Raw genomic sequence first — 19,725 nt, 5'->3', positions numbered from 1 at the left:
CCCACCCCGCCCGATCCTCGGGGAGACACCCGACACCGCGTAACACGCTCGCAACATATAGGAATCAATTCCGAAATGGCCCATGGCCATCGTGTCTCACCGCTCACGGGTCTCGTCCGTGAGCGGTGAGGAGAATGTCGTGCCTGTAATCGACCCGGGGGCAACCGCCTGGCTGCTGATCAGTACTGCACTGGTCCTATTGATGACGCCGGGCCTGGCCCTGTTCTACGGCGGAATGGTCCGTTCGACCGGCGTACTGAACATGATCATGATGAGTTTCGTCTCGATCGCGCTGGTGACAGTCGCATGGCTGGTGGTCGGATATTCCCTGATCTTCGGCGACGACATCGGTGGCGGCCTGATCGGTGGCCTCGAACACCTGGGGATGGCCGGGATAGACCCCACGACCGTCGAGGGGCAGGTTCCCGAGATTCTCTTCGCCACCTTCCAACTCACGTTCGCGATCCTCACCGCCGCACTGATCAGCGGCGCCATCGCCGACCGGGCCAAGTTCTCTGCCTGGATAATCTTCGTGCCCATCTGGGCACTTGCGGTGTACGCACCTGTCGCGCACTGGGTGTGGAACGCGGACGGATGGATCGCGCGGTTGGGCGCCCTCGACTATGCAGGCGGACTCGTCGTCGAAATCGTCTCCGGCGCATCCGGCTTGGCGTTGGCGCTGGTTGTCGGTCCTCGACTCGGGTTCAAGTCCGACGCTATGCGTCCCCACAATCTTCCGCTCGTGCTCCTCGGCGTCGGCCTGCTGTGGTTCGGCTGGTTCGGTTTCAATGCGGGCTCGGCCCTCGCTGCGGACGGCACCGCGGCGGCGGTCTTCCTGAACACCCTGGTCGCCGGCTGCACCGGCATGCTCGGCTGGCTCGTCGTCGAACAGATTCGTGACGGCCACCCAACTACCTTCGGTGCGGCGTCCGGCGTCGTCGCCGGCCTGGTGGCGATCACCCCGTCCTGTGGAACCGTGAACACGCTCGGCGCCATCGCCATCGGCACCATCGCCGGCGTGGTGTGCTCGTTCGCCGTGGGTTGGAAGTTCCGTTTCGGCTACGACGACTCGCTCGACGTCGTGGGCGTCCACCTGGTGGGCGGCATCGTCGGCACGATCCTCATCGGGCTGTTGGCGACCGAAATCATGACTGGCGGACCGACGGGCCTCTTGTACGGCGGCGGATTTGCGCAACTCGGCAAGCAGCTTCTGGCCGTAATCGTCGTCGGGCTCTACGCATTCGGCGTCACCTACATGCTCGGCAAACTGATTGACCGGATTGTGGGATTCCGGGTCAGCCGGGAAGACGAGACCTCGGGCATCGACCTCGCGCTGCACGCCGAATCAGCGTACGAGCACGGAGTACTCGGCCACGGTCCGTCGGCCGGTGGGCAGGGCAACAGCGTCTTCCCGTGGATGCACGAGGGGCCGCGCCAGGGCCACATCGACCTGGAACCGAAGCAGAAGGCATCCGACGTCGAGTAGCTGCTCCTACTTCTTCTCCGCCGCCGCAGCCTTTCGCGCCTCGGACTTGACGGCCTTGTCGAACTCGCGGACCTCGTGGAAGCATCCACGAGGTCCGTGGTCCTTCTGCGACACAGAGCAAGACCGCACCTGACGGCAGGCCGCGGCTACGCTTTGACGCAATCCATGAGAACGAAGAACGGGTAGTTCAGGAAATCGTCCCAATAGCCATCTTCGCCGGCACCAACATGGGGTGCCGACTCCGGCATGTGCACTGCCAAATCGCGAAATCCGGCCGCATCGAGTTCTGACTCGTAGGCACTGGTCGAAAACGAATAATTTTCAGCCGCGAACGACAAACCATCCAGATGCACAGTGGCCTCGATCAGGCCCCCGTCGATCACGTGGTCTGCCAGCTTGAACTCGATGCCGTATTTCCGGTAGTCCGGCTGAGGCCGGAAGGAGCGCAGGGCGGGATTCATCGTGACTGTGACGAAGCGGCCGCCCGATTCGAGGCGGCTCGCCACACCGCGACACATGCGTGCGAGATCGGCGCGGTCGCGCGCATAGCAAAGCAACCAGGCCGAGGTGACCAGATCGAAATGCTGGTGAGCTGCGGTCGATCGCGCATCCTCGACCCGATACTCGATGCCCAATGGCTCCCGCGCTTCCTGCTCGCGTGCCAACTCGATCATGGAGTCGGCGATGTCGATACCGACCACCTTCGAGGCGCCGGCTCTACAGAGGATGCGGGTGAAATGACCTTCACCGCACGCGACGTCCAGCACCTTCTTTCCACGGACATCCCCAATCAACTTCAGGAATGAATACGTCTCGACCTGCGAGCGCCATGCTTGGGATCTCTTGGCGTCCCGATAATGCTCGGCATACCGGCCATCGTTGTAATCGGTTGGCACAGCGACCTCGCGTTCCTGCCCTCATCTACCTCCATCAGGAAACAAAGGGCGATCCGCCAATACTCGTCAACAACGATAGCCTCGGCCCGCTGAATTGGATCTGCTAGCAGTTGTCGTACTGCCACTTGCCGTCGATGAAGGTCCACGGTCGAGGCTCGAGCGAATAATAAGGCCCGTTCGAGTTGGCGTCCACGGTGATTACCTGGCCGGAGGTGCCGTCCACACTGGCAATCCAGTCAATTGGCTGTGGCTCTTCGTTGATCCCGTCGACGGCGGCGAATACGAAATCGACCACGAGATCCCACTCCTCCCGTCCCCCTACTTCGGCCTTACACCGCTGTGTGTAGAAGTCCCACATGGTGTCCCGGTCCATCGCAACGACGCTCAGGTCGAGCTGGCGAGCCGCTTCGCGCAGGTCACCCTCTGCTACACGTTCACGCAGCTCTTCCGCCGGGGAAATAGCGGGAGCTGCTTGCTCAGTGAAGGTGGATGTGGTGGTCGCGGTCTCTGAGCCCTCGTAGGAAGTCTCCTGGGAGGTCGAGCAGGCGGATAGAACAGCGGTTGCGGCGATGGCAACCGCGATGAACGAGTAGCGCATGGTCGGAAAGGTTAAGCATTGCCTGCGACAATCTCTGGGTTTCCGCTCAATACGTGAACCTGGTCACCAGTGGAGATCGGGACGATGCACCCGCCAATTACGAAGCCGTACATGGTCAGCGTCTGGTTACCGGTCTGCGAAGTGGGCGAGTACTTGTGCGAGGTGGTCGGAGTCGGCTGGTACCCGATCAGGGGTGAAGGTCCAGGGGTTGGAAGTCCACGGATCGCGCCATTCGGACTCGGCAGCAGCAGGTAGGGCCTGGCTGTAGCGGACAAGATCGGAGTCGATTTCCGCTACGGGCCTCGAGCTTTCACTGACGATCACCAGCGAGATACCGGTCGCCGGCCCGTACTGGGCGAGGAATGCGATAGACGACCAGTGCCGCTGCTCGTAGCCGTACGGGAAGTGGTTCAGCACGATGAGCCGTCGGGTTGGGGTGCGCCGTGGTTCTCGGTCTGCTCGGTCGAGCATCTCGAGTTCTGCTGATGCGGAGACGGATTCGAGGTAGGAGGTAATGTCGCCGGCATCGTCGATCGTGAGGCTACCCGGGAGGTGGGCCAACGCAGACGTCAGCGGTTGAAGGCTGCCGCTGAGGTCGACGATGTCGAGGGCGCTGTCGTCGCATGCGGCCAGCATCCTCAACGTGACCGCGGAGACCACCGCTGCCGTTGCGGGTGCGTCGGGGCCGACGATTCGCAAGGGCTGTCGCAGCGGGAACCGCAAGAACATCGGGATCTGCAGAGGACCGCACTGGGGCGCGGACACCTCGCCGACACGGATTCCGTCCGCGGTCCCCCCACCTGCGCCGGTGGTGCTGGTCCATGCCGGAGAGTTCCAGTCCGCGAACGGTCGTGGCAACATCGGCGAGATGGCGTCGAGTTCCTTCTCGAGGTGGGCGCTGTCCTGGTCGTATCGGATGCGCGCCTGCTCGACGACGTCGTCATGTCGCTGCTGCGCTCGAGTCCTCGCGTGCGCTGCTGCCGGGCTGTTGCGGGTGGCGGGATCGGCGACGGCCGCAGTGAGCTCGTCATCGAGGCGAGACTGGGCGAACTGACGTGCCGTGATCAGGGCGGCGGCGGAACGGGCCGCGTCTTCCCGGATCATTCCGAACCGTTCAATGATCCGGTCCGGGTCGAGCGGTTCGATCGGAGCGTATTCGGTGGCGGAGCCAACCTCGGGAGAGGTGGGTGGTCCGTCGGCGGCATTGACGTCGACACCGTGCTGAGTGATCAGGCCTGCGAGGCCGTCGCGGTAGCCCTGCCCGACAGCACGTAACTTCCACTGTCCTGCCCTTCGGTACAGCTCCCAGCAGATCACCGCCGACTCGCCGGCCCCGCAGTCGATGTCGATGACCGCTATCGATCGCCCGGTGTGGTCGTGAAGGGTTGCAGTGACCTGGCTGAAAGCGTCTCCGGTAGTGGTGTCTGGGTCGACGCTGGCGATGCAGAGAACGGCATGGGCGTCGGGGTGGACGGCGTCGAGATCGATCTCGACGCCACCCGATTCCAGCCGGACGCCGGGTGTGTGCGGCTGGTTGTAGAACACGAAGTGCTCAGACGACAGTGCCTCGAGCGAGGAGTCGGCGATCAGCGCCGAGACGTCGAGTGCGGTTGCGCTGTCGGCGGTGAACCGCAGTGCCGCGGTCGACAGTACGGTGTTCTGTCCAGGCATCATGTGCACTGTCGGTCCTCCTCTACGCGCCGATGAAGCGGTGCAGCTGCGGCGCCGCCTCGCCTGGGTGCTTGGCCTGGATGCCCTCGCCTATCGCTTGGAGCTTCCACCCGTCGGTCCCGCGGAACACCTTGGCCATGACCATGCCGGTGTAGGGCATGCCCTGCTGCAGGGTGTAGCGAGCGAGTTCGCTGTTCGTGGTGGAGTCGACGAGTCGGCAGAACGCATTCTTGACCTGCTCGAAGGTTTGCCCCTTGAAGGAAGTGATCAGAAAGATGACAGTGGTGACGTACGGCGGCACCCGGGTCAGATCGACGTGCATGACCTCGTCGTCCCCGTCACCGGCGCCGGTGAGGTTGTCACCTTCATGCAGGACCGAGCCGTCCCTGGACCGGAGCTGCCCGAAGTAGCAGGCGTCGACGATCTGGTTGTCGGCGATCAAGATGGCGGAGGCGTCGAGGTCGATGTCGACGGCTCGGCTTCCGAACATGCTTCGCTTCTCTACCGGATCCCAGCCGAGACCCATGGTCACCATGGTGAGAGCTACCCCGCCGTCCTTCCTGAGACTGACTTTCTGCCCCTTCGTCAAGTTGACGGTGCGCCCCTTGACCAGACTGACCTCGGAACTCGCGGCCGGGGGTGCCGGACGAACCGGTGCTGCGGGGGGTGCCGAGGGAGCGGCGGGCGGCGTGGGCGCGGCAGCGGGTTCGTCATCGACGGTGACGCCGTGGTCGGTGACCAGCGCGGCGAAGCCTCCGGCGTAGCCCTGCCCGACCGCGCGCACCTTCCAGGCGCCCTGCCGCCGATACAGCTCGAGTGCGATGACGATGGACTCGGTATCGAGACCGTCGATCCGATACTCGTACAACGTGTTTCCACTGGTGTCGGTCACGCGTGCGGTAGGAGCGCCATGGCGACCGAACGTGGACGAGGCGTCATCGAGAGTGATGACCGCACGAATCTGTTCGATGTCGGCTGGAACCGCGGCGAGTGACACGTGCAGCGCCGCAGCCTGACCCGACGCACCTGCTTTCAGCCGCACACCCGGTCCGCTCGGCTGGTTGTAGTAGACGAAATCCGCGTCGGAGCGAACCTTCCCGTTAGCCGTGACCAGGAGAGCCGACAGATCGGCAGCGGCGGTCAGATCGACGGAGACAACGACGTCGATGGCGGTGATGGGGGCGTTCTGCCCCTTGATCAGTGGTGCGGTCACAGCGTTACAGGTCCTTCGATGTGTCGGTGTTCGATGGCGCGTGGATCGAGCCGGGACCACGCTGAGGTCAGGGGGCGGATACGGGTCAGGAGAGGATGCCGTGCTCACGTGCGGCCTTGACCCCCGCAGCTGCTACTCGATTTCCTTGTTGCGGTACATACCATTCCGCGACGGCGCGGCTGAACTGGATGGGCTGCGCCGTCGCTCACAGACGAAGCCGTCGCCCGAGCGCAAGCTCCTCAGACGTTGACGCCGTAGTCGCGGGCGATACCCGACAGACCCGAGGCGTAGCCCTGGCCGACAGCGCGGAACTTCCAGTCCCCCCCGTTGCGGTAGAGCTCACCGAACACCATGGCGGTCTCGGTGGACGCGTCCTCCGATAGGTCGTAGCGCGCAAGTTCGGAGTTGTCGGCCTGGTTGACGACGCGGATGAACGCGTTGCGGATCTGCCCGAACGACTGGCTACGGTTTTCGGCGTCGTAGATCGACACCGGGAAAACGATCGATTCGATGTTGGCAGGCACAGCAGCGAGATCGACCTTGACGACCTCGTCGTCGCCGTCACCCTCACCGGTCAGGTTGTCGCCGGTGTGCTCGATCGCGCCGTCCGGCGACTTGAGGTTGTTGAAGAACACGAAGTGCTGGTCCGACACGACCTTGCTGTCGGCGCCTAGCGCGATAGCGGACGCGTCGAGGTCGAAGTCCTCCCCCGTCGTGGCGCGCACATCCCAGCCGAGGCCGACCGCAACCGCGGTCAAACCGGGGGCCTCCTTCGTCAGCGAGACATTGCCACCCTTGGTCAGGCTCACGCCCATGTTTCGTCCTCCTGGACTTGTTGCTCTGTCGATTCCCGGTTCGTTGCGGTGAACGCGGTCTGTGGTTTCGTGGTTCGTCTCAGAGTTCGAATTCGGCAGGGTCGATCCCCACCGCGTAGCAGGCTTCCTTGACCGCGCGCTTCTCGTCCTCGTCGAAGTGTCCATCGGCACCGCCGATGATGATGCCGATCTGAATCACCGCCCGCGCCTGCTCAGGCTTGGCCTTCAACTTGCCGATCGTCGCGGTCGCCTCCACCTTGCCGAAGTCGAAGTCGCCCTGCAGCTTGTCGCAGAACCAATCGAACTTCTGCCGAAGCTCGTCCGGGGCAAACACACTGAGCGCATCGTTCGACATGATCAGCGCAGCGGTCTTCTGTCGCTCCGAGGCATCGATGCTGCCGTCGGCAGCGGCGATCAGCGCACACATCGCCATCGAGCCGTTGGCGAACTCCTTGTTCTTGAACTGGGCAGTCTTCGTCTGCAACTGCCCGTTCAGTTCGTGAGTCTTGGCTTTGAGCTGATCCCAGAACCCCATGTGGTCTCCTAATTGCGGTGTTCGTTAGTACCCGTAGACTGTGCCCAAGTAGGCACTGTCGTGCATGTGAGTGGATCTATGTGCGGGCAGGGCATCGGCCGGTGTAGTTCGTCAGACCGATTCCGCGGTGCGCCTTCTTGCTCCGCCCCACGGGTCCGTTCGACGACTCTTGGACCCACTTACCAGCGGTGTCCAGCACTGGCATGCGTTCGCTGCCGGGGTGGCTGTAGCGCGTCTCTCCGTCGACGGTGAGGACACCATCTTGAACGTCGATATGTGCGATCGTCGCCCAGTAGGAGTCCCGCCCATTTCCCACGTATACCAAGATCTCGTCTGCATCGGGTCCGGGAAGTCCGTCGCGGCCGGCGCGGCCGTAGCGGATCGCGACGCGCGGCTTGCCGAACGTATCGATCGCACCGGTACCGTTGTCGACGCTCTGGTAGACGTTCACCAGCAGGTCTCCGTTCTCCTTGGGGAGAACACGGACCTGCTCGGTCGCCGGCTTGTTGCCGCTGCCGGGACCCTTGCTGTCGCCGTAGTGGTGCATGTACGGCCACTTGTCGAGGCTGCCGCGGTGCCTGGCCTCACCGCTGATCACGACGTATTTGTTCGTTTCCTCGTTGCGGCAGAAGAAGTACACGTCGAGATCGCCGGTTCCGTAGCGCTTCACGTTCCCGTTTCGGTCGTACTTGGCGTTGCGTCCGTCCCACTCGAGGCCGACCGTCAGCACCCAGTTCGGATCTCCCTGACTCTTACGCAGATCGATCCGAGCGGTCTTGGTCGCCGAGTCCTTCGTCAGGGAGATCTTCACTTTCTCGAAGCTGATCGGCGTGGAGGAGGGCGCGGGCGGCGCAGAACTGGGAGCCGAAGTCGCCGGCATCGCTGCGGGTGCACCCGCGGCAACTGATGGTTCGCCATCAGCAGCGGCGGCACCCGGATCATCGACCGCGATGCCGTGTTCGGTCGCGAACTTTGCCAGCCCCTCGCCGTAGCCCTGCCCGATCGCATCCAGCCGCCACCCCGAGCCACGCCTGTAGAAGGCAACTACCTGCAGCACCGTCTCGACGGTGAGGCCGGACGGTGTGAAGCTCAACTGTTGGCTGGTGCCCTGGATATCAACGGACAATTCCGGGACGTCCTGGAACCGCTTGCCCTGGGCCTCGGTGCTCGCGGTGATCAGAACGCGATCGACGTCCGCCGGAACGGACCCCAGATCCACCGACAACGAGGTGTCCGAAAGCAGCGTGACACCAGCAGTCTTCGGGTTGTTGAAGAACACGAAGTCGTCATCGGTTCGGACGTGGCCGTTCGTGCCAAGCAAGACCGCCGCGAGATCGACGGTGTCGAGCGCCGTTGGCAGCGCAATGCTGATGTCGTACTTGTCGTCCACGAGGTCGGTCTTCGACCCCTTCGACAGGTGCATACTCCCCCCTTGTCCCACAGCAAGCCCGCCTGCTCCGCAGCAAAGCTCGCTGGTTCCGCAGCGACGTGTTCGTGCCGACTGCGGGTATTCATCGATAATGACACGTGGTTTGAACGAACCGGACAGTGCCCCTCAGCAGCGCTGAGCGGGGAGGAACACCAAGGGATCTACGGCAATGCCCTCGATATGCGCGACGGCACCTTCGCTGCATCCTCGGATTTCGCGGCGGCCGACCACACACCGAGTTTGACTGGCAGGCAGGGCACCCACTATAGAGTCACCCGTGAGATTCGGAAGAACCGCACGAAGAGCCGTAACAGCCGCGGCGGCCCTACTCGTATTCGCTGCCCCAGCCACAGCACTGGCGCCCGTAGCCAACGCCGCGGAGGTGTACCCACTGGGCACCGAGATCCGAACGGAAGCCTCGGAGAACACCGTTGCGGTCACCGAGTACGCCGCCGGCCAGGACTACACCACGTTCCGCATCCAGTACAGCGCAGGCCCCGAAGGGATCGAGGGGCGGCGGCTGACGCGCCCCGAGCTGACCTACGGCCCCTCGGGAATCCCCGCAGCAGCGGATCATGCGAACTCGTCCGACCCGTTCACCGGGTTCGTCGCCCCGAACACCTCGGTCACACTGAAGTGGGCGTACAAGGTCAACTTCGAATCCCTGAGCCCGGGAACCCTGACCGCGTTCATCGAGGATGAGGAATACGTGTGGTCCGGTGACATGGCGGGCCGAATCGCTGACCAGCTTTTCCCGCCGAGGAATCCGTTGGACCTCATCCACTGGGGAAGCTTTGGCATCGACTGGAGCTGACGCAGATCCCCGGCCTGCGCGCAGAACTGTTGTGGCCCTGAGAAACCAGGCCCATCTGGTGAGAAACGCGCCGTTTAGCACAGCTATCCGCATCCTTTGAAATCCGGCGCCGACCTGGCTGTTCAACGCTTCCAGGTCGGCGCTGACCATCAACCATCGAACATCAGGAGAGAATCGTGACGAAACGTGTCACCACCATTGCTGCCGCTGCCGCACTGTTCGCGGGTATCACCGCTGTCTCGGCTCCGACAGCTCAGGCAGTCCCCCAAGTCACTGGATCGCAGGTGCGCTACGTGTTCTGTAGCGACAACCGGTACGGCAACGACTTGGGCTACATCGACAACTTCGGCCCGAAGCGGGTTCTCAACGTCACCCTGGACGAACACATCGGCGGTTCCCGCTTCTGCACGACGATAACCGAGAACATCGAGCCCGGTTCTTACGTCTTTTCGTCAATCACAAACGACAACTCGCCCTACGTTCACGCCGCGATCTACAGCGTCTCCTATCCACTCTTCTCGGGAAGTACCGGAGCCCCTCCGCAGGAGACCCTGATTGCTCGGGACGAGCGCCACCGACCTGGCGGATACAACTACGCACTTACATAGCCAGGCTGTCGGTGCGGCACGAACTCCCCCTTTGTGCCGCACCTGCCGCGGCGGCAACCCTGTACCGGAACCACCTTCGGAGGCTGCGATCGAACCCCGGGCACCAGCTTCCCGGTGGGGACGACCAACGTTCGTTGCACCGTCGACACCAGTTCTCTGCAACCGCGTTCCGTCACCCCTGGACCGGGTCGCTGGGGAGCCTGTCCGATAGCTGACCCGGTGGTGCTCCATCGGTGGCAGACCTGCTCATCGGTGGAGCACCCTTCTTGTCGATCATCCGGCAGTATGGCGAGTAGCAACGAAGACCCGATAGAGGGATCGGCTATCCCGGCCCTGAAGAACCGGGCTTGCGCCAAGACATACCTTGGTCATCCCGGTTTGCGTACTACTCGGCCAGCGGGGCAGGCACTGCAAGGGCAAGCGAACGCCACGCTCGCCAGGTAGTCCGAGAAGGTCGAGGTAGGGCATAGCTACCCTGACCAACCACCTGGCCTATCGGCCCTGGAAGGACACGAAACGACACATGCCCAGATCTGAACGACTCGCATGGACGCTTCTCGGGCTGACGCTGTGCTTGATGCTCGCCAGCATCGCGCTCGAACGTGGCTGGGAGCTGACGTGGCCTGGCATCGTGGCCCCGGTGCTCGTCGCCCTGAATGCATCGCTGCTGCTCTGGAACCGCAGGCTTAGAACGGCACAGAAAGACACGAAGCGATGAGGCCGGTCATCATCGACGAGGACTCCGGCCGGCCCCTATGGACCGCGACTCAGTGCGCCGGCCTCGAATCCGGCATACGATGACGGTGTTTGAAAGACTGAGTGCCGCACCTGCGGCAGCAACCTGCGCCGCCTGAGAACTGGCTTACTTTCCCTTGGCTGCCTTCGCAGCCTTGGCGGCCTTCTTGAACTCGCGGACCTCGTGGAGGCTCTTGTCGTCCACGACGTCCGCGATCGAACGACGACAGCCATCGGTGCCGTAGTCCCCCGCTGCCTCGCGCCATCCCTTCGGCTCGACACCGATCTGCTTGCCGAGTAGGGCGAGGAAGATGCGCGCCTTCTGATCTCCGTACCCCGGCAATGCCTTCAACCGTTTGAGGACTTCCCTGCCGTCGGGATCGCCGCCCTTCCACAGCGCCTCGGCATCGCCGTCGTAGTTCTCCACCAGGAACGCACACAGGGACTGGATACGTGCTGCCATCGATCCGGGGAAGCGGTGGACGGCGGGGGTCTGCGAACAGACGGCGGAGAACTCTTCCGGGTTCATCTCGGCGATACGTTGCACATCCAGGTCGCCGAGCCGGTCGGCCAGCTTCTTCGGCCCCGCGAACGCGGTCTCCATCGGAACCTGCTGGTCGAGCAACATTCCGATCAACAGAGCCAACGGGTCACTGGCCAGCAGTGCGTCAGCCGCTGGATCACCCGTCAAGTTCAGATTCGGCATCCGATCAGTCTAGGGCGCGCTGTGCATCAGTGTCTGGCGGTCGGGTCGACAGGAGGCGAAGCCGCGCCGGAAGGCAAGTGATGCCGACAGGGCAGCCATTGTCACTGCCGTCGCATCTCTTCTGCCGCCTCGGCTGTACGGGTTAAGGGGTCTTCGTCGCCGACGAGTTGTATCTCGAGGTCGTGGAGCTTTCCCGTGAAGGCGAACGGCGCTTGGTAGCGGTCAGAGACTGCGGACCCGTGGTCGTAGCCGATGCTCGCACCGGTGGACGAGATCATCCGCATGAACGCGGCCGTGTCGACGGAGCCCGCGGCCTGCCCGTTCACCTCGACGCTGATCGAGCCGGATCGGCCGGGGCCGCGCGTCACCCGCGCGACCAGTGTGGCATCGCCTTCCGGGATGGCGTTGTCGGACTCGACGATCGAATGGTCACCGAACGCGTTGTAATCGACCACAAGCCTGCCGGATTGGACGAACACCGAGATACCTGAGTTTTCGTCGCCGGTGGCGAACAGCACGCCGTCTTGTTCCGCGGTTCGGGTGACATGGGCGGTGAGGTCGAAGCTGCGGCCGCTGACGGCCGCGCTCGACCCCATTTGCAGTGGCGACATCGGTGGCCGGTATACGTAGCGTTGGTCTGCCGGGTGCGGCGAATTGGGGCGGAAGCGGGCGCCGAACAGCTCGATGGTGCGGTCATCGAGTGGAAGCGCACCGTTTCGTTCGGCCTCGCTCCACCAGAGCTTGATGAGCTCGTTCAGCCGCTCGGGCTGATCGCTCGCCAAATCGTTGCACTCGGACCAGTCGGTCGCCAGATGGTACAGTTCCCATCTCTCCGTGTCGAAGTCGGCGCCGCGTATGTGTCGACAGACTGCTTTCCACTCGCCGGCGACGATGGCGCGGCTGCCCATCTGCTCGAAGAACTGCACAGTGTTCGGCGTGGGGGCAGCAGGGTCATCGATGACACTTGCAAACGAATGCCCCGTCACCGGGAGCTGTTCGATTCCGTGATAGGTCTGCGGTGGGGTGACGCCGACGAGTTCGTAAATCGTCGGCGCGATATCGGATGCGTAGGCGAACTGATCGCGGATCGATCCGCGATGTTCGGCCGCGATCCGGCGGGGGAAGTGCATGATCAATGGCACGTGCACACCCCCCTCATGGGTGTTCTGCTTGTACCACTTGAACGGGGTGTTACCGCACTGCGCCCAGCCCCACGGATAGTTGGTGTGGCTGTGTGGGCCTCCGATGTCGTCGAGACGGCCAATGAGCTCGCTGGGCATGTCGAAGACGCCGTCGATCATGCTGTTGAAGAACCGTATTTCGTGCAGGACACCGAAAGGGCCCCCTTCCTGCGAAGCGCCGTTGTCGGAGAGGACGAGCAGCAGCGTGTTGTCCAACTGGTCGAGGTCGCGCAGGCCCTCTACCAGGCGGCCGATCTGGTCGTCGGTGTGATCGAGGAATGCGGCGAACGCCTCCTGCAGCCGGCTGGCAAGCTTGCGTTGATCCGGGCCGAGGTCATCCCACGGATCGACACCGGGATTTCGCGGGGCCAGCTGCGTTCCAGGTGGAACCACGCCGGTTTCGAGCTGTCGATCAAACCACTTCTCTCGCTGCACATCCCAACCCTCTTCGTACTTGCCCCGGTACTTGGACAAGTAGCTCGCAGGCGCCTGGTGCGGGGAGTGGGTGGCGCCGAAGGGCAGATACAGGAAGAACGGGCGGTCAGGACGGACACCTTTGGAATCCGTCACCATTCTGAGGGCCTGATCGACGAGGTCTTCGGAGAGGTGGTAGCCGTCCTCAGGCAGGCCCGGCGGGTCGATCGGATGGTTGTCACACACCAGCTGCGGGTGAAACTGGTCGGTCTCGCCGTCCAGGAACCCGTAGAAGCGATCGAATCCGCGGGCGAGAGGCCAATGGTCGAACGGGCCCGCTGCCGAACACTGCTCCGACGGGGTGAGGTGCCATTTGCCCACGCAGAACGTCACGTAGCCCTCCTCGCGCAGGACTTCGGCGATCGTGGTGGCCGAACTGGTGATATGACCGAGCTGGTGCGGGAATCCGGTCCGAAAGTTCGCCACGCTGCGCATGCCCACGGCGTGCTGGGAGCGGCCGGTCAGCAACGCCGCACGTGTCGGCGAGCACACGGGTGCCACGTGAAAGTTGGTAAACTGCAATCCATTCTCAGCCAATGCATCGACATTGGGTGTGTCGATATCCGAGCCGTAACACCCGAACTGAGCGAAGCCGGTGTCATCGAGCAACACCACCACCACATTGGGGGCCTCGGGGCCGGGGTGTGGCGGCTCGTCATACCACGGTTGGGACTCCGCGAGGGTCCGCCCTATCTTTCCCTCGAAGCGAGGTGCGCGCGTCATTTCGTGATGCCTCATTTCTGAATCGCGCGCCGTCGAGCCGATCCCGCTGGCTCGAGCTGCGCACAAGCGGCGTTTCGACGAAGATACTTAGATCGTATAACTATCGGGATGGGTGTCAACCGTCCCGGATACTGCCGTCGACGCCACTGCATTCACTACAAAAACACGCACGCTTGCCGCTACTCTCGCGTAGCAGGCACCCCGCCTGACTCCAAATGTCGCAGCGGTGCGCCCGTGTTGCCGTCCATATCGAGGGGGATCGTTGACCGAGGACACCGGATTCGACTTCGCCACCGCGACCGGTTTGGAGGTTCTTCGGCATATCGAGTCGACGCAGAGCCGGCGTCCAAACATCGGGGAGCTGCTGGGATTATCGATCGACTCGCTCGCCGAAGGCCGCGTGGTGATGTCACTCGAGCCTCGAGAGCTGTTCGCGAATCAACTGGGCACTATGCACGGCGGAATCTCCGCAACATTGCTGGACTCGGTGATGGGGTGCGCCGTCCATTCCTCTTTGCCCGCAGCGACCTCGTACACAACGTTGGAGTTGAAGGTCAACTACATTCGGCCGGTCCCGACTACGGGCGGCAGACTGACGGGGATTGGGAACGTGGTGCATCTCGGTAGACGGTCCGCCACGGCCGAAGGGCGAATCACCAACGAGGAAGGAAAGCTGGTGGCACACGCGACAACCACTTGCATGGTCTTTCCCGTCAGCGCATAAAGCGCTGTCCCACGCCGGTCAGGGCCGATCTGCGGTGCACCTGCCGTGGTCTCATACCTTCAATTCGCCGACGTCCCGTTCACCCAGCGCAGGACGGGCTACCAGCTCCACTACCGACAGGGCAACCACGGCGGCGAGAACCGTCACCACGACCACCATGCCCGATGGGTATCTCCAGAAGACGAGCGTCATCACCGCGAGCGCAATAATAGTCACTCGCAACGGAACACGGAATTTGGCGACAGCGGACTCGACGGGATATGGCGCACGATCGTCCTTCGGTCTCCTCACCGCATCCACTGCCTTGCTGTACGCGCCGCGTATCGCGACTGCGGAATCCGATGAGCCCGTGAGATATCCGACGATCGCGATGACTACAGCCAGCGCGAACACAGCTCGCATCGTGGTTCTCAACGGCAGGAGGAGGGTGTCGATCAACTCCGCCGCCGCTTGCGGAGAAAGAACATCCGAGGGCACAGATCCCAGGTACACAGACCGACCGATCGCAATCGCCACCGCCAGCAGACCCATGGCAACGGCAAGACTTACCCCGACCAGTACAACAGCCTGTCGGCGACTACCTTTTGGTGAAACCCACACAGCACCGACTGCCGCGAGCAGGGTCAACCAAGGCAGCACGCCCGACGCCCTGTCCAACGCGGACGTCGCCCTCTGCGCCCGGACCAATTCGGGTGACTCGAACAGCACGAAGGACTTGTCGATCGCAGGAATATCGTCCGCAAAGGCGAACCCTCTATCGGCCAGCATCGTACTGGCCCTGTCGATGATCGGAGCGAGCGAAATGCTGACGGTACCCTCGTCGCTGATCTCCAGAGCAGCCCGGGTGTCGCCCGTCAGCACGGCAACCAGACTCTGATGTGCGGTCCGGTTGGCCTGGATCCAGAGGGCTTCGAACTCGTCGGAGGCCACCAACGATCCCACAGTGCTACGTACGAATGACTTCGCCTGACCAGCGATCACGGGCGCCAGACCCACCACCGCATCCGGGACTCGAGGCGCGTTCTCGGTAATCGATACCAACGCCTCCTCGGTGACGTTCTCGACGTCCAGTCGAGTCATGAGTTCGTCGGTGACCTGATCGGCGAGTTCGTCCTGCAGCACTTGATTCGTACTCAGAGGTGTGACCGTCTGCACGTAGCGATCGGTATCGAGCACCTCACTGCGAGTGAACCGTGCCAAGACTGCGGAAAATCCTAGCGCCGCAACCAGGACGAGAAGCAACACAGTGACGGTCCATCGCAATCCCGTGTGACCGGAAACACCGCCGACGGTTGACACCGTCGGCGGTAACCCACCGGATTTGCTACGAAGCTCCGCGACTTCTCGTCGAAGACGTTCGAGTTCTCCACGCTCCGACTCGTCGAGCGGTCCGTCAGCTTCCGTAGACTTCATCGGACAACCCTGATCGGGCGGCGAATCTCGTGGGCTCTAGGCCTCGGCCTTGGCGCGTCCGGTATCCCACGTCGAGACCGCCCAGATGACAACCACATCGAGTGCGATGATCACGATCGACCACCAGGGGTAATAGGGCAGCCACACAAAATTGGCGATGATCGACAACCCCGCAATGACTATCGCGACAACCCGCGCCCAGGTTGCGCCTGCGATCAGAGCCAGGCCGGTCACGGCGACAAGAACGCCGAGCACGAGATGCAGCCATCCCCACCCCGTGACATTCCAGGTATATATGTAGTCGATGCCGACTACCACGATGTCGTCTTTGACGAGCGCTGCAATTCCCTGCAGTGCCTGAATAACACCCACTGTTACGAGAAGAACCCCCGCGGCAAGCGACGCTCCCTCGGCGAAACCCTGTTTGACGCTCGAATTCTCGGTCACGACAGTCCCCTCCCGATAGCGGTGACCAGCCCAAACATCACCGGCACCGCAGTTTATCTTTCTAATATGACCCACTACTGGTGACTGCGGAACGGAATTCGCGAAATTAACTGACCTCGGTTTGTCCCGATGCTGCATCATCAACAGCAAGAAGGGCCGACTTTTCTCGATCTAATCGGGCAGAATTCCGGAAACCCCTAACCCCTTGTCACGGACTCCACCGACGGAGAATCATCGAATTGAGGCGCCTCTATTAACGACGGGCGGCAATCCCGAAGATGGAGCTCACGATGACTGACGACACCACGCTGATCCTCGTAGCCGGCTATCAGGATCTAGACGTCGGCCGCCGCCAGTTCGACGCCCTCGCCGATCAGGTGAAGGACAAGCAGATCAAACTCCGCGGCGCGGCACTGGTGGCCAAGGACTCCGACGGCAACGCCACCGTGATCGACACCGGTGACCATCTAGGCCGCAAAGGCGCCGGTTGGGGTGCGGGGGTCGGTGTCGTGGTCGGCCTGTTCGCGCCGCCGTTGCTCGCTGCGACCGCGGTCGGCGCTGGTGTCGGCGCGCTGGCCGGCAAGTTCGTGGATCACCGGATGAAGAGCGGTCTGGAAAACAACATCGGCCAGGCACTGGACGCCGGCACATGTGTGGTGATCGCCGTCATGCCGACGGACAGCCGCCTGCCGGTCGAACGTGTGCTGAGCGAGTCGTCGATGACGTCGGTCGTCGAGATGGACAACAAGAGCCTGAAAGACCTCGAATCGGCAATGACCGAGGCAATGGGCAAGTTCGAGCCGGACCGTACGGCTCTGCCAATTCCCGACCGAAACTTCGGAGGGACGATGGGCCGCACCGTCGGGGAGTCGGTCGCGGACTGGACGATCGTGCCCGGGCCACAGGCTCCAGAGGGATCCCCGAATGTGCTCATAGTCCTGATCGACGATGCAGGGTTCGGTGGACCCGACACCTTCGGCGGCACAATCCACACGCCGACTCTGAGCCGGATCAGGCAGAATGGGCTGACCTACAATCGCTTTCACGTTACAGCTGTGTGTTCACCGACTCGAGCCGCGCTGCTCACGGGCCGCAACCACCATCGGGTGGGCTTCGGTTCCATCGCTGAGTATCCCGGGCCGTTCCCCGGTTACTCGGCCGTACGGCCGAGAAGTTGCACAGCGCTACCACGAATTCTTCGTGAGAATGGTTATGTCACAGGAGGGTTCGGCAAGTGGCACCTGACGCCGGATAACGTGCAGGGTGCCGCGGGGCCGTTCGACCACTGGCCTCACGGGTGGGGCTTCGATCACTACTGGGGCTTCCTGAGTGGCGCTGCTGGGCAGTATGACCCGATCATCACCCAGGACAACTCTGTACTCGGTGTCCCCGAAAGCAAGGGCGAGCAAGGTTACTACTTCCCCGACGATCTCACCGACAAGGCGGTGGAGTGGTTGCATGCCGTCCGGTCGCAGGATTCGCAGAAGCCGTGGATGATGTACTACTCCACCGGGTGTAGCCACGCTCCTCATCATGTGGGGAAGGAATGGGCGGACAAGTACTCGGGAGAATTCGACGACGGTTGGGACGTATACCGGGAGAAGACCTTCGAGCGTCAGAAGAGGCTCGGTATCGTACCCGCGGACACCGAACTGACCGAGCGACCGGACCTGTTCCCAGCCTGGGACACTCTTTCCGAACCCCAGAAGAAGCTGTTCGCACGACAGATGGAGGTCTTCGCCGGGTTCTCCGAGAACGCCGATTGGAACGTCGGCCGACTACTCGATGCCATCGAGGGAGTGGGCGACCTGGACAACACACTGGTCATCTACATCTGGGGTGACAACGGAGCCAGTATGGAAGGCACCATCACCGGTTCGTTCAACGAAATGACCTTCCTCAATGGAGTGAACCTGGACGCCGAACACCAATTGAGACTGATCGAGGAGTACGGCGGAATCGAGAAGCTGGGCGGCGATCACACCGCTCCGCACTTCGCCTCGGCCTGGGCGCACGCCAACAACACCCCGTTCCAGTGGGGAAAGCAGATGGCCAGCCACCTCGGTGGTGCCCGCGATCCTATGGTCGTCTCGTGGCCGGACAGGATCAAACCTGACGAGCAGATCAGGGGGCAATTCACGCACTGCGTCGATGTCGCACCCACCGTCCTAGAGGCCGTCGGCCTACCCGAACCCACCGTCGTGGACGGCATCGAGCAAGAGCCGATGGACGGAACCAGCTTCCTCTACACCTTCAACGACGTCGACGCCGCCGAGCGGCACACCGTGCAATACTTCGAAATGTTCGGCAGCCGTGCCATTTACCAGGACGGCTGGTGGGCATGCGCCAGATTGGACAGAGCTCCCTGGGACTTCTCGCCGGACACCATCAAGCGATTCGCACCTGGAGTTTACGACCCGGACGACGACACCTGGGAGCTGTATTACCTGCCCGACGACTTCTCCCAATCCAGGAATCTCGCATCCGACAATCCGGCCAAACTCGAGGCGCTGAAGGAACTGTGGTGGCGTGAGGCCGAAAGCAACCGGGCACTCCCACTTCTCGGAGGGATGTCGATCTTCTTCGGTCTGCTACCACCTATGCCGACCACCACCCGATTCACCTACAAGGGCGATGTCCAGAATGTGCAGCGCGGCATGGCTCCTCGCATACTGGGACGCTCTTACGCCATCGAGGCGCACCTCGAAGTACCCGAAGGAGCCGAGGGTGTGATCGTCGCCAACGCCGACTTCATAGGCGGATTCGGGCTGTGGGTCGACGACACCCGAAGACTCCGCCACACCTACTCCTTCCTCGGCGTGGAGACGTACAAACAGGTTTCTGAACAGCAGATTCCGACCGGGGACGTGACGGTGAAGATGCAGTTCGACGCGGACGCAACGGAACCGGGCACCGGTGGTCACGTGTCACTGTGGGCCAACGGAAAACAGATCGGCGAAGGCGACATGCCCCGGACCGTACCCGTGACCTTCTCGTCATACGCGGGCATGGACATAGGCCGTGACAACGGCCTTGTCGTCGACCTCGACTATGAGGACAAGGCACCATACGCTTTCACAGGAACCGTGCGAGAGGTCGTGTTCGACCTCCAACCGGCACGCCATGACGCCGAGAAGGCCCTGCACGAGCACGAGGCGATGCAGGCAGTCGGGCGAGGCGCCTCTGGTTGACAATCACGGTCCCGCCTGGCCTGTTCGAAACATCGAGGTGTCCCCCGGTTCGCCTGGCCGCCACCT

17 protein-coding genes are annotated in these 19,725 nt (G+C 62.7%); 6 read left to right on the top strand and 11 right to left on the bottom strand.

What is annotated here, in order from left to right; all coding sequences use genetic code 11:
- The first annotated feature begins 139 nt into the window (after nucleotides 1–139).
- Entirely contained in the window at nucleotides 140–1,486 is a 1,347-nt protein-coding gene (locus tag AB0I57_RS11650) for an ammonium transporter (RefSeq protein WP_358334555.1), read from the top strand.
- 146 nt (nucleotides 1,487–1,632) lie between these two features.
- Here the strand turns inward: AB0I57_RS11650 and AB0I57_RS11645 are convergent, their stop codons facing one another.
- The 7 genes from AB0I57_RS11645 to AB0I57_RS11615 all read right to left on the bottom strand — a co-directional run bounded on the left by AB0I57_RS11645 (nucleotide 1,633) and on the right by AB0I57_RS11615 (nucleotide 8,637).
- Nucleotides 1,633–2,382: a class I SAM-dependent methyltransferase gene (locus AB0I57_RS11645; RefSeq protein ID WP_358334552.1), complete on the bottom strand. Its 750-nt coding sequence runs from the start codon at nucleotides 2,380–2,382 to the stop codon at nucleotides 1,633–1,635.
- 103 nt (nucleotides 2,383–2,485) lie between these two features.
- Entirely contained in the window at nucleotides 2,486–2,980 is a 495-nt protein-coding gene (locus AB0I57_RS11640) for a hypothetical protein (protein ID WP_358334549.1), read from the bottom strand.
- Nucleotides 2,981–3,106: 126 nt separating this feature from the next.
- The gene (locus AB0I57_RS11635; protein WP_358334546.1) at nucleotides 3,107–4,651 is read right to left on the bottom strand and encodes a TerD family protein; all 1,545 of its coding nucleotides are present in this window, start codon (nucleotides 4,649–4,651) and stop codon (nucleotides 3,107–3,109) included.
- A gap of 22 nt (nucleotides 4,652–4,673) precedes the next feature.
- Nucleotides 4,674–5,864 (bottom strand): TerD family protein, encoded by a 1,191-nt coding sequence (locus AB0I57_RS11630; RefSeq protein ID WP_358334543.1) that lies wholly within the window; start codon nucleotides 5,862–5,864, stop codon nucleotides 4,674–4,676.
- Between the two features lie 239 nt (nucleotides 5,865–6,103).
- Nucleotides 6,104–6,679, bottom strand: a complete 576-nt coding sequence (locus AB0I57_RS11625; protein ID WP_358334540.1) for a TerD family protein — start codon at nucleotides 6,677–6,679, stop codon at nucleotides 6,104–6,106.
- Nucleotides 6,680–6,758: 79 nt separating this feature from the next.
- Nucleotides 6,759–7,214, bottom strand: a complete 456-nt coding sequence (locus tag AB0I57_RS11620) for a TerB family tellurite resistance protein (protein WP_358334538.1) — start codon at nucleotides 7,212–7,214, stop codon at nucleotides 6,759–6,761.
- A 76-nt stretch (nucleotides 7,215–7,290) separates the two neighbouring features.
- Nucleotides 7,291–8,637: a TerD family protein gene (locus AB0I57_RS11615; protein WP_358334535.1), complete on the bottom strand. Its 1,347-nt coding sequence runs from the start codon at nucleotides 8,635–8,637 to the stop codon at nucleotides 7,291–7,293.
- 283 nt (nucleotides 8,638–8,920) lie between these two features.
- Between AB0I57_RS11615 and AB0I57_RS11610 the strand changes: the two genes are divergently transcribed.
- From AB0I57_RS11610 to AB0I57_RS11600, 3 genes are all read left to right on the top strand, one after another.
- On the top strand, nucleotides 8,921–9,457 hold the full coding sequence (locus AB0I57_RS11610) for a hypothetical protein (protein ID WP_358334533.1): 537 nt from the start codon (nucleotides 8,921–8,923) through the stop codon (nucleotides 9,455–9,457).
- Between the two features lie 176 nt (nucleotides 9,458–9,633).
- On the top strand, nucleotides 9,634–10,065 hold the full coding sequence (locus AB0I57_RS11605; RefSeq protein WP_358334530.1) for a hypothetical protein: 432 nt from the start codon (nucleotides 9,634–9,636) through the stop codon (nucleotides 10,063–10,065).
- A gap of 523 nt (nucleotides 10,066–10,588) precedes the next feature.
- The gene (locus AB0I57_RS11600; RefSeq protein ID WP_358334528.1) at nucleotides 10,589–10,783 is read left to right on the top strand and encodes a hypothetical protein; all 195 of its coding nucleotides are present in this window, start codon (nucleotides 10,589–10,591) and stop codon (nucleotides 10,781–10,783) included.
- Between the two features lie 144 nt (nucleotides 10,784–10,927).
- Here AB0I57_RS11600 and AB0I57_RS11595 read toward each other — a convergent pair whose 3' ends face one another.
- Nucleotides 10,928–11,506, bottom strand: coding sequence for an HhH-GPD-type base excision DNA repair protein (locus AB0I57_RS11595; protein ID WP_358334525.1), 579 nt, complete (start codon nucleotides 11,504–11,506; stop codon nucleotides 10,928–10,930).
- Nucleotides 11,507–11,607: 101 nt separating this feature from the next.
- Nucleotides 11,608–13,884, bottom strand: coding sequence for an arylsulfatase (locus AB0I57_RS11590; RefSeq protein ID WP_358334522.1), 2,277 nt, complete (start codon nucleotides 13,882–13,884; stop codon nucleotides 11,608–11,610).
- Between the two features lie 262 nt (nucleotides 13,885–14,146).
- On the opposite strand from AB0I57_RS11590, the gene AB0I57_RS11585 reads away from it, so the two are divergent.
- Nucleotides 14,147–14,608, top strand: coding sequence for a PaaI family thioesterase (locus tag AB0I57_RS11585; RefSeq protein WP_358334519.1), 462 nt, complete (start codon nucleotides 14,147–14,149; stop codon nucleotides 14,606–14,608).
- A 51-nt stretch (nucleotides 14,609–14,659) separates the two neighbouring features.
- Here the strand turns inward: AB0I57_RS11585 and AB0I57_RS11580 are convergent, their stop codons facing one another.
- A complete protein-coding gene (locus tag AB0I57_RS11580; RefSeq protein WP_358334516.1) occupies nucleotides 14,660–16,021 on the bottom strand; it encodes a hypothetical protein in 1,362 nt (453 codons plus the stop codon).
- 36 nt (nucleotides 16,022–16,057) lie between these two features.
- Nucleotides 16,058–16,468, bottom strand: coding sequence for a hypothetical protein (locus AB0I57_RS11575; protein WP_358334514.1), 411 nt, complete (start codon nucleotides 16,466–16,468; stop codon nucleotides 16,058–16,060).
- A 290-nt stretch (nucleotides 16,469–16,758) separates the two neighbouring features.
- Between AB0I57_RS11575 and AB0I57_RS11570 the strand changes: the two genes are divergently transcribed.
- Entirely contained in the window at nucleotides 16,759–19,659 is a 2,901-nt protein-coding gene (locus AB0I57_RS11570) for a sulfatase-like hydrolase/transferase (RefSeq protein ID WP_358334511.1), read from the top strand.
- Nucleotides 19,660–19,725: the final 66 nt, after the last annotated feature.

The organism is Rhodococcus sp. NPDC049939, from assembly GCF_040656415.1.
GTDB lineage: Bacteria > Actinomycetota > Actinomycetes > Mycobacteriales > Mycobacteriaceae > Rhodococcus_F.
This window is presented reverse-complemented; position numbering and strand designations above follow the sequence as displayed.

Bases quoted from the DNA above. Each gene is read 5' to 3' on its own strand.
- AB0I57_RS11640 (WP_358334549.1), bottom strand. From the start codon at position 2,980: ATGCGCTACTCGTTCATCGCGGTTGCCATCGCCGCAACCGCTGTTCTA.
- AB0I57_RS11635 (WP_358334546.1), bottom strand. From the start codon at position 4,651: ATGCCTGGACAGAACACCGTACTGTCGACCGCGGCACTGCGGTTCACC.
- AB0I57_RS11625 (WP_358334540.1), bottom strand. From the start codon at position 6,679: ATGGGCGTGAGCCTGACCAAGGGTGGCAATGTCTCGCTGACGAAGGAG.
- AB0I57_RS11620 (WP_358334538.1), bottom strand. From the start codon at position 7,214: ATGGGGTTCTGGGATCAGCTCAAAGCCAAGACTCACGAACTGAACGGG.
- AB0I57_RS11615 (WP_358334535.1), bottom strand. From the start codon at position 8,637: ATGCACCTGTCGAAGGGGTCGAAGACCGACCTCGTGGACGACAAGTAC.
- AB0I57_RS11600 (WP_358334528.1), top strand. From the start codon at position 10,589: ATGCCCAGATCTGAACGACTCGCATGGACGCTTCTCGGGCTGACGCTG.
- AB0I57_RS11595 (WP_358334525.1), bottom strand. From the start codon at position 11,506: ATGCCGAATCTGAACTTGACGGGTGATCCAGCGGCTGACGCACTGCTG.
- AB0I57_RS11590 (WP_358334522.1), bottom strand. From the start codon at position 13,884: ATGACGCGCGCACCTCGCTTCGAGGGAAAGATAGGGCGGACCCTCGCG.
- AB0I57_RS11580 (WP_358334516.1), bottom strand. From the start codon at position 16,021: ATGAAGTCTACGGAAGCTGACGGACCGCTCGACGAGTCGGAGCGTGGA.
- AB0I57_RS11570 (WP_358334511.1), top strand. From the start codon at position 16,759: ATGACTGACGACACCACGCTGATCCTCGTAGCCGGCTATCAGGATCTA.